The organism is Mesorhizobium sp. RIZ17 (genome assembly GCF_051127865.1).
Lineage (GTDB): Bacteria > Pseudomonadota > Alphaproteobacteria > Rhizobiales > Rhizobiaceae > Mesorhizobium > Mesorhizobium humile.
On the sequence record NZ_CP147861.1, the window covers coordinates 4,187,793 to 4,204,028 of the forward strand.

Consider the following 16,236-nt stretch of genomic DNA (forward strand, 5'->3'; position numbering starts at 1 on the left):
TTAGGGTCAGACGGCGAGCCGGCGGGCCGCCGTCTGCGGGCCCGCAAGCGATTCGAGGATCGCTTCGTAGGGCGCAAGCGTGCCCACGGGGCCGACCGCCGTAAGGGTCGGTTTGGTCGAGAACAGCCGCGAGGAGAGGTCGGTCAGCCGCTCGACGGTCAGCGCCGAAAGCCGCTCCATCAATTCCTCCTTGGCGATCGGCCGTCCGAACAACAGCAGCTGCCTTGCGATCTGCGAGGCGCGGCTGGCCGGGCTTTCGGCCGACATGATCAGGCCGGCGCGGTATTGCGCCCGCGCCCGGTCGAGCTCTTCCTGCTGGATGCTCTCGCCGGCCTTCTGCAATTCGTCGATGATCACCGGCACCAGCTTGGCGATGTCGCTCTGCCCGGTTGCGGCATGCACGCCGAAGATGCCGGTGTCGGAAAAACCCCAATGGAAGGCATAGACCGAGTAGCAGAGGCCGCGCTTCTCGCGCACCTCCTGGAACAGCCTCGACGACATGCCGCCGCCCAGGATCATCGACAGCACCTGCGAGGCGTAGAAATCGCGCACATGGTAGGCGCGGCCCTCGAAGCCGAGCACGATCTGCGCATCCATCAGGTCGCGGTCCTCGCGGAAGTCGCCACCGACATATTGGGCATATTGCGGGATATTGCCCGCCGCCTTGGCGCGGAAGCCGCCGAGCTGCTTTTCCACCTCGCGCACGAAAGCGTCGTGCTTGACGTCGCCGGCGGCCACGATGACCATCCGCTCGGCGTCGTATTGCCGCTCGATGAAGTCGTGCAACTGCTTGGAGGTGAAGGATTTGACCGTCTCCGGCGTGCCCAGGATCGAGCGGCCGATGGTCTGATGGCGGAAGGCGGTTTCGGTGAAACGGTCGAAGACGATGTCGTCGGGCGTGTCGTGCGCGGCGCCGATCTCCTGCAGGATCACATGCTGCTCTCGCTCGAGCTCCTCGGGATCGAATTCGGACTCCTGCAGGATGTCGGCCAGTATGTCGACCGCCAGCGGCACGTCGCCGGAAAGCACCCTGGCGTAGTAGGAGGTCGTCTCGACGCTGGTGGCGGCGTTGATCTCACCGCCGACATTCTCGATTTCCGAGGCGATCTCGAAGGCGCTGCGGCGCTTCGTGCCCTTGAACGCCATGTGCTCGAGCAGATGGGCCATGCCGTGCTCTTCGTCGCGCTCGTTGCGAGCGCCTGACTTCACCCAGGCACCTAGGGCGACCGATTCGATGCTTGGAAGGGTTTCGGTGGCGACTGTCAGGCCGTTCGACAGACGGCTTACCTCAACACCCATATGGCAAGTACTCCCTAACGCGCCGCCCGCGAGTGGCGGTTCACATAATCTTCCACCATTTTCAAGTCGGAGGGAAGTGTCGTGTATTTTTCGTCGGCTGTCATCAAGCCGCCTAGCCATGCGGGCAGGGCAGGAGCGATGCCGCTCGCGGCCTCGACCGCTGCCGGGAATTTCGCCGGGTGCGCGGTGCCGAGCACCACCATGGGCACCGGACCGGAGGCGTGCGCGGCCGCGACATGAACGGCGGCGGCCGTGTGCGGATCGAGCAGGTAGTTGCTCGCTTCCAGCGTCGTACGGATGGTGGCGGCGACCTCGTCGACACTGGCGCGGCCGGCGTCGAACTCGGCGCGGATGCGCTTGAGCTCGCCTCCCTCGATGGTGAAGGCGCCCGACTGCTTCAGCCCGTTCATATAACGCCTGACCGTCTCGGCGTCGCGACCGGCCGCCTCGAACAGCAGCCGCTCGAAATTCGACGACACCTGGATATCCATCGACGGCGAGGTCGTGGCGAACACGCCCTTGGTGCGGTATTCGCCGCTCGCAAGTGTGCGCGCCAGTATGTCGTTGTCGTTGGTGGCGATGATCAGCCGCTCGATCGGCAGGCCCATGCGCTTGGCGGCGTAGCCCGCGAAAATATCGCCGAAATTGCCGGTCGGCACGGTGAAGGAAACCGGCCGGTCCGGCGCGCCGAGCGACAGCGCCGACGAGAAATAATAGACGATCTGGGCCATGATGCGGGCCCAGTTGATCGAATTGACGCCCGACAGCGACACTCGGTCGCGGAAGGCGTGATCGTTGAACATGTCCTTCACCAGGCCCTGGCAATCGTCGAAATTGCCTTCGACCGACAGCGCGTGGACGTTTGCCGCGCTCGACGTCGTCATCTGGCGCTGCTGCACCGGCGAAACCTTGCCATGCGGGAAAAGGATGAAGATGTCGGTGCGGTCGCGGCCGGCGAAGGCGTCGATCGCGGCACCTCCGGTGTCGCCCGAGGTCGCGCCGACGATGGTGGCGCGCTGTCCGCGTTCGGCAAGCACATGGTCCATCAGCCGCGCCAGCAACTGCATCGCCACGTCCTTGAAGGCCAGCGTCGGGCCATGGAACAACTCGAGGACGAAGGTGTTTTTGCCGGTCTGCACCAGCGGGCAGACGGCCTCGTGCCGGAAAGTCGCATAGGCCTCGCGCAACAGCCGCTCGAAGACGGGCGCCGCGATGTCGCCGCCGAGGAAGGGCGTCAGCACGCGGATGGCAAGGTCGGGGTAGGCGAGCCCGCGCATTGCGCGGATATCGGCTGCCGAAAAGTGCGGCCACTCGCGCGGCACATAAAGCCCGCCGTCGCGCGCCAGCCCGGCCAGCACCGCGTCGGAAAATCCAAGCGCGGGCGCATCCCCGCGGGTACTCACATATTGCATCGTCAAAGACCCATTGTTGCCGGTCGCGTCATCCACGGCAATTGGTTAATTTTCCGAGCCGGCTCAGTCGCATTTTTGCCGCGCGGTTGCTATACGTCACCGGCTTTGTGAGAGGGAAGTGCAGTTTCATGGCGTTTTATTCGGTCAACCGTCGTCTTGTCGCGGGTCTGGCGCTCACCGGCTTTATGCTCGCCGCCGCCGGATGCCAATCGGGCGACAATGGCATACTGGACCTCGGCTTCGGCAAGAAGAGCGATCCGACCGCGCCGCCGCCGCCGCAGGATCCCAAGATCCTCGCCAGCCAGTTGCGCGCCTATTGCCCGAAGGTGACGCTGCGCGACGGCACCGCTTATTTCAACACCTACGCCAAGGGCACCGCGGCGAAGCCGAAGAAAAAGAAGCTTGATCCCGCGGCGCAAGCCGAGGCCGAGGCAGCCGCCGCGGCCGCCCGGACCGGTCCCAACGGTCAGCCGATCGATCCCGATCACGATCCGTCGAAGGTCATCTACCAGGCCTCGATCACCGACGTGACGCGCGATTGCACCCATGCCAACGGCCAGATGTCGATGAAGATCGCCGTCGCGGGCAAGGTCGTGCCAGGGCCGGTGTTCACGCCCGGCACCGTCACCATGCCGATCCGCATCGCGGTTCAGCATGGCGACGAGGTGCTTTATTCGCAACTGCATCAGTATCAGGTGCAGGTCACCGACCCTTCGGCCGCCACCCAATTCGTCTTCGTCGACAGCAATGTCGTGGTGCCGGAGCCTTCCGCGCGCGACTATCAGGCCTATGCCGGCTATGACGAGAACACGCCGGTCGCCTCGGCGGACAAGTCGAAAGGCAAGAAGAAGAAGCGCGCTCCGGCCATGAACTAGACTGGCCAGCCGGGCAGGCTTCTAACGAACCCTAGAGCAATTCCAGGAAAGGTGTGAGCGGTTTTCCGTCCGGAATTGCGTAAAAACAAAGGGATAGAGCGGTTCGCCGTTTCCGTGAAACGGTGAAACGCTCTAGGCGTCTTCCGACCACTCCGACAGCGCCGCGATCGTGCTGTTGAGTTCCGCCCAGCGCCGGATGACCGTTTCGGCGCCGGCCTCGGTCAGCGCGTCGGCGTGGCCGGGATAGCTGTGCCCGGCGCCGGTGAAGCCGATGACGCGCATGCCGGCCGCCCTGGCGCCGGCGATGCCATGCACGGAATCCTCGATGACGAAGGTGTTCTTCGGGTTGGCGCCGAGCTTCTCGGCGGCGTAGAGGAACACGTCCGGCGCCGGCTTGGTCTTCTTGCTGGGGATATCGAGGCCGGAAAAGATGCGGCCGGCGAAGAACGGCAGCAGCCGGACCTTCTCAAGCATGAACTCGACCCGCTCGGTCGACGAATTGGAGCAGACCGCGCGCGGGGCGGTGACGGCGGCGACCGCCTCGCGGGCGCCGTCGATGATGCGCACGTCCGAGCGCAGCTTGCGGTCGACCAGTTCCTCGGCGCGGTCGATCAGCGAGGCCTGGAACGGGATCTGCGACTTTTCCTCGACCCGCAGCATGATGTCCTTGAAGGTCAGGCCGGCATAGGTCTCGGCAAGCTCCTCGGCCGATATCTCGAACCCGGCCGACGTCAAAAGCTCGGCCTCGACGCGCGCGGCGACGATTTCGGAATCGACGAGCACGCCGTCGCAATCGAAAATGACAAGATCTGGCTGGGGCATGGCAATCCGAAAGAAATTTGGGGAAGGGCCTGACTGGCTTAGAGCATGATGCCGAAAAGTCATGTCGACCTGAAATCTGAATCCGGCTCTAGGCGGGCGCGGCATACACCAACGGGCGGGCGGGCGCAAACCGCGTGAGCCGGGTCTCAGGTCTTCACCGAATGTTTACGCTGATCGGTAACCATAACAGCCAGTAAACCGTAACGCGTTCCTTTGGGTGTTTTGATGTCAGCCGTGCGTCTTCTCGACGAGCTTTCCCACGCTCCCCAGCAGTCCGAGTGGTTGGACACGATCCTGAAGGGCGATTGCGTCGCCGCCCTCGACAGGCTGCCGGAAAAGTCGGTCGACATCATCTTCGCCGACCCGCCCTACAATCTGCAGCTCGACGGCGACCTGCACCGGCCCGACCAGTCCAAGGTCGACGCCGTCGACGATGATTGGGACCAGTTCGAGAGTTTCGAGGCCTATGATGCCTTCACCCGCGCCTGGCTGCTCGCGGCGCGCCGCGTGCTGAAGCCCAGCGGCACCATCTGGGTCATCGGCTCCTACCACAACATCTTCCGCGTCGGCGCCCGCATGCAGGATCTCGGCTTCTGGATCCTGAACGACGTCGTCTGGCGCAAGACCAACCCGATGCCGAACTTCCGTGGCCGCCGTTTCCAGAACGCGCACGAGACGATGATCTGGGCCTCGCGCGACCAGAAGGCCAAGGGTTACACCTTCAACTACGAGGCGCTGAAGGCCTCGAACGACGATCTGCAGATGCGCTCCGACTGGCTGTTCCCGATCTGCACCGGCGGCGAACGGCTGAAGGACGAGAACGGCAACAAGCTGCATCCGACGCAGAAGCCGGAGGCGCTGCTGGCCCGTATCATGATGGCCTCGACCAAGCCGGGCGATGTCGTGCTCGATCCCTTCTTCGGCTCCGGCACCACAGGCGCCGTCGCCAAGCGCCTCGGCCGCCACTTCGTCGGCATCGAGCGCGAGCAGGCCTATATCGATGCCGCCAATGAGCGCATCGCCGCGGTGCGCCCGCTGGAAAACGCCGATCTCACCGTGCTTTCGGGCAAGCGCTCCGAACCGCGCGTCGCCTTCATCAGCCTGATCGACAACGGCCTGGTGACGCCGGGCGCCACGCTCTACGACGCCAAGAAGCGCTGGGCCGCGAAAGTGCGCGCCGACGGCACGCTGGCGATCGGCGACAGCGCCGGCTCTATCCACAAGATCGGCGCCGAAGTGCAGGGTCTCGACGCCTGCAACGGCTGGACCTTCTGGCACTATGAGCGCAGCGGCGGCCTGACCCCGATCGACGAATTGCGCCGCATCGCCCGCCTCGGCATGGAGCGGGCAGGGGCCTGAATCAACACTTCAACGGATCGCCGCAAGCGATTCAGTTCAAGCTGCAATCCCAAACCGTTCAAGGTCTGCTTTAAGCGTCCTGGCGTCGGTGAACAGCACCGACTGCCAGCCGGCGGCCTTGGCGCCGTCGACATTCTTCTGGCTGTCGTCGATGAACAGCGTGGCCGATGGCTCGAGGCCGAACGCGCTCACGTGATGGTCGTAGATGGCGCGGTCGGGTTTGATCTGGCGGATATCGGCCGACACGGTCACGCCGCGCGGTCGGTTGAGAAAGTCGAAACGCTGCCTAGCTTCGGCAAGCGTGTCGGCGGCGAAGTTGGTCAGCATGGTCACATCGTGGCCGCGCTCGATCAGGCCGAGCATGATGGCGACGCTGTCGTCATAGGCATGCGGCACCATCTCGTGCCAATGGCGGCGGAAATTACGGATGTTCTCGGCGTGATCAGGATGCTCGGCAATCAGCAGCGCCTCGGCATCTTCCCATGTGCGGCCGCGATCCTGCTCGATGTTCCAGTCATGCGTGCAGACATTGTCGAAGAACCATTTCCGCTCGTCGGCATCCGGAATAAGGCGGCTGAACGGGATATTCGGATCGTAGTGGATCAGCACCCTGCCGATGTCGAACACGATATGGCGGATTTCGGTCATTGCGGGCCTTTCGGTTTCTTGGTCGCGCCCGGTATCGCCGCTTCGATTACCTTTTTCATGACGGTGGGCAGCGCTTCCCCGGAAATTTCATGGGCCAGCGACCAGAAATGTCCTGCCGGCGCATCGCCCTTGATTTGGGCATGGAAGACTTCGAGTTCGAGCGCGAAATGGGTGAAGACATGCCCGATCTGGCCGGCACGCCGCCAATCGGCGTGAAAGGGCGCGGCGTCGGCGGTCGTGGCGCCGTCGACCCGCGCCGTCCAGCCGGTCGTCGGCACCTCGGTCATGCCGCCGAGCAGGCCCCTCTCCGGCCTTTTGCGCATAAGGATGGCACCGTCCTCGCGCTCGGCGACGAAGGCCGCACCCTTGCGCAGCGGCTTGTCGTCCTTCGGCAGGCGGACCGGAAACCGTTCCGGGTCGCCGGCGAGGATTGCGCTGCAATCCTCGCGCACCGGGCAGAGCATGCAGCGCGGCCGCTTCGGTGTGCAGATCGTGGCGCCGAGGTCCATCATCGCCTGGGCGAAATCGCCGGGCCGGTTTTGCGGCACCAGCTTCTCGACCAACGCGCGGATTTGCGGCTTGGCTTCGCTAAGCGGTGTTTCGATCGCGTAGAGCCGGGTCATGACCCGCTCGACATTGCCGTCCACGACCGCCGCCGGCCGGTCGAAGGCGATTGCCGCGATCGCCGCCGCCGTATAGGCGCCGATCCCCGGCAATTCGCGCAGGCCCGCCTCGGTATCAGGGAAGCAGCCGCCCCGGAGCGCCACCAGGTCGGCGCAGGCTTTCAGGTTGCGTGCCCTGGAATAATAGCCGAGACCGGCCCAGGCCTTCATTACATCCTCGGCGGGCACCGCGGCCAACGCTTCGACCGTCGGCCATTTCTCGACGAAATTGCGGAAATAGGCTTTCACCGCCTCGACCGTGGTCTGCTGCAGCATCACCTCGGACATCCAGACGCGATAGGGATCGGCCCTCACGCCACGCGCAAACGCGACCGGTGTCACGCGCCAGGGCAGGTCGCGATGATGCGCGTCATACCAGGCAAGCAGGCGGGGTCCGATATCCAAGTATCCAGCTTTGCTGGTATCTCCGGATCCGGTATCGCCGGCTGCGGCGTTCTGTGATGCCTTGCGGGTCTGATCGAGCGGTGCCATTGATCGGATGAACTGGGGAACTGGAGAACGCACATGGCAGGGAAAAGGGCCTTCGGCAATCCCGTTCCGGTGAGCGATCTCGCCACCGAGATACTCGATCCGGTGCTGAAGAAGCGCGCCGGCATCTCGATAGGGCTGGTGCAGTCCTGGGAAGAGATCGCCGGGCCGCGGCTCGCCACCCACTCGCGGCCGGAAAAGATCCAGTGGCCACGCCGCCTGCACGAGGACGATCCTTTCGAGCCGGCGACGCTGATCATCGCTTGCGAAGGCATGGCGGCATTGCATCTGCAGCATGAGGCAGGCGAGGTGATCAACCGCGTCAACGCCTTCCTGGGTTTCAACGCGGTCGGCCGCATCAAGATCCTGCAAAAGCCGGTGCTTTCGCAAAAGGCGCGGCCGAAACCGGCGCCGCTCCCTTTGAGCGAGGCGGAGAAATCGAAGCTCTCACATCTGGTCGGCAAGATCGAGGATGACGGCCTGCGTGCTTCGCTGGAGCGGCTCGGCGCCACGATTATGGGTGAAAGGAAGCGCAAAGGGTCGTAAGAAACGTCATGAATGCGTCACCAATCTCGCGCATTCGTGATGCTCATGACCGAGTTTCGCGATTGGATTGGGGAACGCGATGCCTTAATTCGCGCCAACTCTCGCCTTTTCTAGCCGCTGCATTGCAAAATCCAACTCATATCAGGTGATTCGCATGAACCGCGCCCCGTTTGGCAATAGCTTGTCCCGCAGAAACGTACTGACCACGCTGGCCGCTGTTCCTGCGGTGGCGTTGCTTGCCGCATGCAGCAACTCCGGCGAGGAGGCGAAGGCCGCCGATGTGAAGCCGGCCGATCCGTCGACGCCCGCCAAGCCGGCCGCTACTCCGGCTGCGGCTCAGGTTCCGCAATCGAGCGGCGACGTCGACATGGCCGAGCTGCTGAAGCCTGGCGCCCTGCCCGAAAAGCAGCTCGGCAAGGATGACGCCAAGGTCACCATCGTCGAATATGCGTCGATGACCTGCCCGCATTGCGCGCATTTCGCCATGACCACCTTCCCTGAGTTGAAGACCAAGTATATCGACACCGGCAAGGCCCGCTACATCCTGCGCGAGTTCCCGTTCGATCCGAGCGCCGAGGCCGGCTTCATGCTGGCGCGCTGCTCCAAGGACAACTACTTCGCCATGGTCGACGTGCTGTTCAAGCAGCAGCCGAGCTGGGTTGGCGTCAACAACACCAAGGAAGCGCTGCTGCAGATCTCCAAGCTGGCCGGTTTTACACAGGAGTCCTTTGAGTCCTGCTTGACGGACCAGAAACTTCTGGACGATGTGAGAGCAGTCCAGAAACGCGGAGCGGACGAGTTCAAGGTCGACTCGACGCCGACCTTCTTCATCAACGGAAAGACCTACAAAGGGGCGATGTCGATTGAGGAAATGTCGGCCATCATCGACCCTCTGCTCTGACATCCAGGCCGCGCCGAAGCGGTCCGGCTTCGGCGCGCGCGGACCTTTGTCTTGTCGCGGGTTCTTGTCGCAAAACCGCGGAACACTTTTGCGGAACCCGCTTAAGGGGCGGCGCGAATGAAATTTTCGCGCCTTCGCCTCCTCGGTTTCAAATCCTTCGTCGAGCCCGGCGAGTTCGTCATCGAACGCGGGCTGACCGGCATTGTCGGGCCGAACGGCTGCGGCAAGTCGAACCTCGTCGAAGCCTTGCGCTGGGTGATGGGCGAAAGCTCTTACAAGAACATGCGCGCGTCCGGCATGGACGACGTGATCTTCTCCGGCTCCGGCGCGCGCCCGGCCCGCAACACCGCTGAAGTCACGCTTTTCCTCGACAACACCGACCGCACGGCGCCCGCCGCCTTCAACGATGCCGATGAATTGCAGGTGTCACGCCGCATCGAGCGCGAGGCGGGCTCGCTCTATCGCATCAACGGCAAGGAAGCGCGCGCCAAGGACGTGCAGTTGCTGTTCGCCGACCAGTCGACCGGCGCCCGTTCGCCTTCCATGGTCGGGCAAGGCCGCATCGGCGAGCTGATCCAGGCCAAGCCGCAGGCCCGCCGCGCGCTGCTGGAAGAAGCCGCCGGTATTTCCGGCCTGCATACGCGCCGCCATGAGGCCGAACTCAGGCTCAAGGCGGCCGAGCAGAACCTCGAGCGCCTGGACGACGTCGTCGGCGAGCTCGAAGGCCAGATCGAGAGCCTGAAGCGCCAGGCGCGCCAGGCCTCGCGCTTCAAGAACCTGTCGGCCGATATCCGCAAGGCCGAAGCGACGCTGCTGCATCTGCGCTGGACGCTGGCGAAGACCCAGGAAGGCGAGGCGCGTTCCGCGCTTGCCGTCGCCACCACGCTGGTCGGCGACCGGGCCGCCGCCCAGATGGCCGCGGCAAGAGAGCAGGGCATCGCCGCGCATCGGCTGCCGGACCTGCGCGACGCGGAAGCCGCCGCCGCTGCCGCCTTCCAGCGCCTGTCGATCGCCAAGACGCAGATCGAGGAAGAGGCCGGCCGCATCCGCGCCCGCCAGACCGAGCTTGAACGCCGACTGCAGCAGCTGGACGCCGACATCGCCCGCGAGGAGCGGATGGTGCGCGACAACGCCGATATCCTCGAGCGCCTGCGCACCGAGGAAGCCGAGCTCAATTCAGAAAACGCCGGTGCCGCCGAGCGCGAGGCGACCACGCGCGCCGCTTTCGAACAGGCCGGCGCGACGCTGTCGCAAAGCGAAGCCAAGCTTGCTGCGCTGACCGCCGAACGCGCCGAGGCGGCCGCCTCGCGCCACCAGATCGAGCGCAGCCTGCGCGAGACAGCCGAGCGCCGCGACCGCTTCGCCCGCCAGCTCGCCGAGGTCGACCGCGAGCTTTCCGACATCGTCGCGCGCATTTCCGGCCTGCCGGATCCGGCCGAGAAGCGGCTTTTGGTCGAAGATGCGCTTGCCCGGCTGGAAGAGAGCGAGGCCGGCACCATCGCCGCCGAGCAGGCCGTCGCCGAGGCGCGCGCCGCCGAAAGCGCCGCAAGGCCTCCGCTGCAGGACGCCAGGGCGGAACTGGCGCGCATCGAGACCGAAGCGCGCACGCTGGCAAAGATCCTTAACGCCACCAGCGGCGGCGATCTTTTCCCTTCGGTGCTGGAGCAGATCAGCGTCGAGCGCGGCTATGAAACCGCGCTTGGCGCAGCCCTTGGCGAGGACCTCGATGTTCCGCTCGACCGCAGCGCCCCGGTGCACTGGGGCGAAAGCGCGGTGCAGCCCGGCGATGCGTCGCTGCCCGAAGGCGTGAAGAGCCTGGCAAGCGTCGTGCGCGCGCCGGCGCAGCTTGCGCGCCGCTTGGCGCAGATCGGTATCGTCGAAGCCTCCGATGGTCGCCGTCTTCAAGCGCTGTTGGCGCCTGGCCAGCGGCTGGTCAGTCGCGACGGCGCGCTGTGGCGCTGGGACGGCCTGACCGCGAGCGCCGACGCCCCGACCGCCGCCGCGCTGCGGCTGGCGCAGAAGAACCGCCTGGCCGAGCTCGATGCCGAAGCCGTGCAGGCGACGCGCGTCGTGCGCGAGGCCGAGGAAGCGCTGGCGCATGCCGAGCAGGCGATGCGCCAGGCAAGCGAGGCCGAGCGCAATGCACGCCAGGCCGGCCGCGACGCCCAGCATGCGCTGGATGCCGCGCGCAACGCGCTGGCCGAGGCCGAGAAGGCCGGCGGCGAGCTGTTGAGCCGGCGCGCCGCGCTTGAAGAGGCACGCGCTCGCATCGTCGACAGCCATGAGGAGACGCAAGCCGCCTTCCTCGAAGCCGAGGAGATGCTGAAGGACGCGCCCGATCTCGGCGATCTGCAATTGCAACTCGAACAGGCCTCCGCCAACGTGTCGCGCGATCGCGCCACGCTTGCCGATGCGCGCGCCGTGCATGAAGGGCTGCGGCGCGAGGCCGAGGCGCGCATTCGCCGGCTGGATGCCATCGGCGCCGAGCGCAAGAATTGGCTGGAACGCGCCGAAAACGCCTCGACGCAGATCGCCGCCCTTGGCGAGCGCAAGGCCGAGGCCGAAGCCGAGCGCGAGAGGCTGGCCGATGCGCCCGACGAGATCGACGCCAAGCGGCGCGCCTTGCTGACTCAGCTCTCCGAGGCCGAGGCGTTGCGCCAGGCCGCAGGCGACCGCCTGCAGGAGGCGGAGAACAGGCAGGCCGAGCTCGACAAGGCGGCTACCGCCGCCATCCAGTCGCTCGCCGAATCGCGCGAAACCCGCGTTCGCGCCGAGGAGCGGCTTACCGCGGCCGATGAACGCCGCGTCGAGGTCGAGGCGCGCATCCAGGAGGCGCTTAACACGCCGCCGCATCTGGTCATCAAGCATACGGGCCTCGAAGCCGACGATCCGATGCCCGACATGGTCGAGATCGAGCGCCAGCTCGACCGGCTGAAGATCGAGCGCGAGCGGCTCGGTGCGGTCAATCTGCGCGCCGAGGAAGAACAGAAGGAATTGTCGGAGCGTCTGGAAACCATCGTCTCCGAGCGAGAGGACATCATCGAGGCGATCAGAAAACTGCGCCAGGCTATCCAGAGCCTCAACCGCGAGGGCCGCGAGCGGCTGCTCTCGGCCTTCGAGGTTGTCAACGGCCATTTCCAGCGGCTGTTCTCGCATCTGTTCGGCGGCGGCACGGCCGAGCTGCAGTTGATCGAGTCCGAGGATCCGCTGGAGGCGGGGCTGGAAATCCTCGCCCGTCCGCCTGGCAAGAAGCCGCAGACGATGACGCTGCTTTCGGGCGGCGAGCAGGCGCTGACGGCGATGTCGCTGATCTTCGCCGTGTTCCTGACCAATCCGGCGCCGATCTGCGTCCTGGACGAGGTCGACGCGCCGCTCGACGACCACAATGTCGAACGCTTCTGCAATCTGATGGACGAGATGTCGAAGACCACCGAGACGCGTTTCGTCATCATCACCCACAACCCCATCACCATGGCGCGCATGGACCGGCTGTTCGGCGTCACCATGGCCGAGCAGGGCGTCAGCCAGCTGGTCTCGGTCGACCTGCAGGCCGCCGAAGCGATGCGCGAGGCAAGCTGAGCTAGAGCGTTTCACCGTTTCACGGAAACGGCGAACCGCTCTATCCCTTTGTTTTTTACGCAATTCCGGACGGAAGGTTACGGCGAAGGCGCCGAACCCAACCGCTCACACTTTTCCTGGAATTGCTCTACCCGGCCCTGGGCTATCGCGTCGAGATCGTTTCCGACGGCATGAAGCGGATGCCGGCCGAGCGGCTTTCGCCCGGCGCGAGCACCATGCAGCCGGTGCCTTCGTCCAATCGGTTGAAGGCGTCGGTGATGTTGCTGACCGGCTCGGCGCAGAAGAAGGGCTCGCCTGGCGGCGTGTAGAGCACCAGGAAATCGAGCGGCGCTTCGGCTTCGACGTCCAGTAGCCGTTGTTCATCCGGCCAGCTTATGCGCGCCCGGCGCGTCCATCCGGTGAAGACGGTGTCGAAAGCGGCCTCGGCGACGTCGAAGCCCGTCGTCGGATCGGCGCCCGCTGGCGGCGAAACGTGGCGCGTGGGAAGAACCTCTGCATCAGTTTCCCACATCCCCGTGACGCCGGCCTGGACATGCGTCCATGGCGTGGCGGGAAAATAGGGATGAAGTCCGAACCCGGCCGGCATGGGCGTATCCGAGAGATTGCGAAGCGAGATCCGGATGCTCAGGCAGCCCTGTGCGAGTCCGATGCTCTGCTCGGCCTCGTAGCTCCAGGGCCAGGAATCGGCATCGTGGCGATAGCGCAGGATCGCCCTGTCGTCCCGGTGTCCGGCCAGCATCCATGGCCGTCGCCAGCCATGGCCGTGCTCATGGTGCGGGTCGTCCGACCGCGTCGGCAACTCGATGGTCCGGCCGGCAAACGCGAAGCGGCCGTCCCTTACACGATTGGAGTAGGGGATCAGCGGAAAGCAGGCCATCGCGCCCGCATCTCGGCTGTCGAGCGCGGAGGGCCCAGCGGGACGTAGCCAGTCGACGGAATGCCCATTTCTCTGCCAGCGGTACGATGCCAGCGCGCCGCCGACGGCCGGGGCGATCTCGACCGTCGCCAGGCCATCGGCGATCGCGACCATCCCACGCGAGCCTCTCGTCTCAAAATTCCCGTCCATCCTCCCTCCAATGGCTTGACTCTCATCGCCGGCCGGATAAAGACATATCATATGAATAGTATGAAGAATACGAAATCCTTCAGCACCGCCCGCACGTCGCGGGTCGTCGCGGCGGTCGCCAGCGGTTCGACGGCGCTGCATGCGACGGTCGTCGAGCAGATCGGATTGCGCATCGTGCAGGGCGATTTCCTGCCCGGCGAGGCGCTCCCCAATGCCGACGATTCCAGTGAGATGCTTGGCGTCAGCCGCACCGTGCTGCGCGAGGCGATCAAGGTCCTGGCGAGCAAGGGGCTGGTCGAGTCGCGGCCGAAGACCGGCACGCGGGTGCGCCCCCGCTCCGACTGGAACTTCCTTGATCCCGACGTCCTTTCATGGCGCTACGCGGCGGGCGTCAGCGCCGAGGATGTCACGGCCCTTTTCGAGCTGCGCCGGGCGATCGAGCCGATGTCGGCAGCGCTCGCGGCCAAGCGCGCGACGCCGGCACAGCTTGCCGATCTCAACGCCGCCCTCGCCGAAATGGAGGCCGTGGGTGACGACGGCGACCGCTTCGCCAAGCCCGACCTCGTCTTCCACCAGACCATCCTGCGCATGACGGGCAATGAGTTGATCGGCTCTCTGGCGGCGTTGGTGGAGACAGCCCTGATGATGAGCTTCCGTCTCTCCAACGACAATCCGGAGGGGCAGCGCCACTCGCTGCCGCTGCATCGCGAGGTGGCCGAGAAGATCGCCGCCGGCGATGGAGGCGGTGCACAGCAGGCTCTTCTCGTGCTCATCGACAACGCCGAGGAAGATGTTCGCCGCAGTGTCGAGAACCGCAACAGGCGCCGTAAGGAACAGAAATCGTGAGCGAGCAGAAGCGAAAGCTGCGATCGACGGCATGGTTCGGCGGTGAAGGCAAGAACGCCTTCATGCATCGCAGCTGGATGAAGAACCAGGGTATTCCGGCCGACGCGTTCGACGGCCGCCCGGTGATAGGCATCTGCAACACCTGGTCGGAACTGACGCCATGCAATGCGCATTTGCGGGCGCTCGCCGATCACGTCAAGCGCGGCGTCTATGAGGCCGGTGGCCTGCCGGTGGAATTCCCGGTCATGTCGCTCGGCGAAAGCAATATGCGCCCAACGGCCATGCTGTTCCGCAACCTGGCGAGCATGGATGTCGAGGAGTCCATCCGCGGTAACCCGATCGATGGCGTCGTGCTTCTGGTCGGATGCGACAAGACCACGCCGGCCCTCCTGATGGGGGCGGCGTCATGCAACCTGCCGACCATCGCGGTGTCCGGCGGGCCGATGCTCAACGGCAAGTTCCGCGGCCAGGATATCGGTTCCGGCACCCATGTCTGGAAATTCGCCGAGGAGGTGAAGGCCGGCCGCATGAAGGTCGAGGATTTCCTGGCGGCCGAGCAAGGCCAGAGCCGGTCGGCCGGCAGCTGCATGACCATGGGTACCGCCTCCACCATGGCCAGCATGGTCGAGGCGCTCGGCATCGGCATGCCCGACAATGCGGCGATACCGGCAGTCGACTCGCGTCGCAGCGTGCTTGCGCAGCTGGCCGGCCGGCAGATCGTCGACATGGTCCACAAGGACGTGACGATTTCGCAGATCCTCACCCGGCAGGCCTTCGAGAACGCCATCCGGGTCAATGGCGCCATCGGCGGATCGACCAACGCGGTGCTGCACCTCATAGCGATCGCGCATCGCGTCGGCGTCGATCTCAGCCTCGACGACTGGGATCGCCTCGGTCGCGATGTGCCGACCATCGTCGATCTGATGCCGTCGGGTCGGTTCCTGATGGAAGATTTCTACTATGCCGGGGGGCTGGCTGCGGTCATGGCGTCGCTTGATGAAGTGGGGCTTCTTCATCGCGACGCCATGACCGTCAATGGGAAGACCATCGGCCAGCTGGTCGACGGCGCGCCGAACTACAACAGCGAGGTGATCCGGCCGCTCGATAGGCCGCTGACCAGGGAAGGCGGCATATCGGTGCTGCGCGGCAACCTCGCTCCCAATGGCGCCGTCATCAAGCCGTCCGCCGCGACACCGGAGCTTATGCGGCACCGGGGCAGGGCGGTCGTCTTCGAGAATATCGAGCACTACTACGCCCGCATCGACGATCCCGACCTCGATATCGACGCCTCCTCAGTCATGGTGCTCAAGAATTGCGGGCCGCGCGGCTATCCTGGCATGGCCGAGGTCGGCAACATGCCGCTGCCGGCCAAGCTGCTGAAGCAGGGCGTGTCCGACATGGTGCGCATCTCCGATGCGCGCATGAGTGGCACCGCCTATGGCACCGTGGTCCTGCATGTCGCTCCGGAAGCGGCGGCGGGCGGCGCGCTTGCCCTGGTTCGCGATGGCGACCTCATCGAGCTCGACGTGGCTGGCCGGCGTCTCGAATTGCTGGTTTCCGAGGAGGAGCTTGCCGCCCGCCGGGGCGACTGGAAGCCGCCGGCATCACCCCAGGGCGGCTACCAGAGCCTTTACGTCGAACGTGTCCTGCAGGCCGACAGGGGTTGCGATTTCGATTTCCTCGTCGGCCGCCGCGACGTCGGCATTCCCCGCCATTCGCATTAGGTGCCGCG

The 16,236-nt window shown here is 65.3% G+C and carries 13 protein-coding genes; 7 read left to right on the forward strand and 6 right to left on the reverse strand.

From position 1 onward, the window contains the following. Positions 1 to 6: 6 nt before the first annotated feature. Entirely contained in the window at positions 7 to 1,299 is a 1,293-nt protein-coding gene (locus tag WDX12_RS19985; RefSeq protein WP_320294782.1) for a M16 family metallopeptidase, read from the reverse strand. Between the two features lie 14 nt (positions 1,300 to 1,313). Then, positions 1,314 to 2,711 (reverse strand): threonine synthase, encoded by a 1,398-nt coding sequence (gene thrC / locus WDX12_RS19990; protein WP_434721718.1) that lies wholly within the window; start codon positions 2,709 to 2,711, stop codon positions 1,314 to 1,316. 128 nt (positions 2,712 to 2,839) lie between these two features. Here thrC and WDX12_RS19995 point away from each other — a divergent pair, with 128 nt between their 5' ends. Beyond that, on the forward strand, positions 2,840 to 3,586 hold the full coding sequence (locus WDX12_RS19995; RefSeq protein ID WP_434721719.1) for a hypothetical protein: 747 nt from the start codon (positions 2,840 to 2,842) through the stop codon (positions 3,584 to 3,586). A 132-nt stretch (positions 3,587 to 3,718) separates the two neighbouring features. Here WDX12_RS19995 and WDX12_RS20000 read toward each other — a convergent pair whose 3' ends face one another. Next, entirely contained in the window at positions 3,719 to 4,408 is a 690-nt protein-coding gene (locus WDX12_RS20000) for an HAD family hydrolase (protein ID WP_320294787.1), read from the reverse strand. A gap of 225 nt (positions 4,409 to 4,633) precedes the next feature. Between WDX12_RS20000 and WDX12_RS20005 the strand changes: the two genes are divergently transcribed. After that, positions 4,634 to 5,767 (forward strand): site-specific DNA-methyltransferase, encoded by a 1,134-nt coding sequence (locus WDX12_RS20005; protein WP_434721720.1) that lies wholly within the window; start codon positions 4,634 to 4,636, stop codon positions 5,765 to 5,767. A gap of 36 nt (positions 5,768 to 5,803) precedes the next feature. On the opposite strand, the gene WDX12_RS20010 is transcribed toward WDX12_RS20005, so the two are convergent. Further along, positions 5,804 to 6,415: an HAD family hydrolase gene (locus WDX12_RS20010; RefSeq protein WP_320294789.1), complete on the reverse strand. Its 612-nt coding sequence runs from the start codon at positions 6,413 to 6,415 to the stop codon at positions 5,804 to 5,806. Beyond that, positions 6,412 to 7,569 (reverse strand): A/G-specific adenine glycosylase, encoded by a 1,158-nt coding sequence (gene mutY / locus WDX12_RS20015; RefSeq protein ID WP_434721721.1) that lies wholly within the window; start codon positions 7,567 to 7,569, stop codon positions 6,412 to 6,414. Before mutY ends, WDX12_RS20010 begins: the two co-directional genes overlap by 4 nt. 33 nt (positions 7,570 to 7,602) lie before the next feature. Between mutY and WDX12_RS20020 the strand changes: the two genes are divergently transcribed. The 3 genes from WDX12_RS20020 (at position 7,603) to smc (ending at position 12,592) form a co-directional block, all read left to right on the forward strand. Then, entirely contained in the window at positions 7,603 to 8,112 is a 510-nt protein-coding gene (locus tag WDX12_RS20020) for a DUF721 domain-containing protein (RefSeq protein ID WP_434721722.1), read from the forward strand. 154 nt (positions 8,113 to 8,266) lie between these two features. Then, positions 8,267 to 9,013 (forward strand): DsbA family protein, encoded by a 747-nt coding sequence (locus tag WDX12_RS20025; protein ID WP_320294792.1) that lies wholly within the window; start codon positions 8,267 to 8,269, stop codon positions 9,011 to 9,013. Positions 9,014 to 9,130: 117 nt separating this feature from the next. After that, a complete protein-coding gene (gene smc / locus WDX12_RS20030; protein WP_434721723.1) occupies positions 9,131 to 12,592 on the forward strand; it encodes a chromosome segregation protein SMC in 3,462 nt (1,153 codons plus the stop codon). A gap of 142 nt (positions 12,593 to 12,734) precedes the next feature. On the opposite strand, the gene WDX12_RS20035 is transcribed toward smc, so the two are convergent. Next, positions 12,735 to 13,658, reverse strand: coding sequence for an aldose 1-epimerase (locus WDX12_RS20035; RefSeq protein ID WP_434721724.1), 924 nt, complete (start codon positions 13,656 to 13,658; stop codon positions 12,735 to 12,737). Between the two features lie 51 nt (positions 13,659 to 13,709). On the opposite strand from WDX12_RS20035, the gene WDX12_RS20040 reads away from it, so the two are divergent. After that, positions 13,710 to 14,504, forward strand: a complete 795-nt coding sequence (locus WDX12_RS20040) for a FadR/GntR family transcriptional regulator (protein ID WP_434721725.1) — start codon at positions 13,710 to 13,712, stop codon at positions 14,502 to 14,504. Next, on the forward strand, positions 14,501 to 16,228 hold the full coding sequence (locus WDX12_RS20045; protein ID WP_434721726.1) for an IlvD/Edd family dehydratase: 1,728 nt from the start codon (positions 14,501 to 14,503) through the stop codon (positions 16,226 to 16,228). The genes WDX12_RS20040 and WDX12_RS20045 overlap by 4 nt, the downstream gene beginning before the upstream one ends. The last annotated feature ends 8 nt before the right edge of the window (positions 16,229 to 16,236 follow it).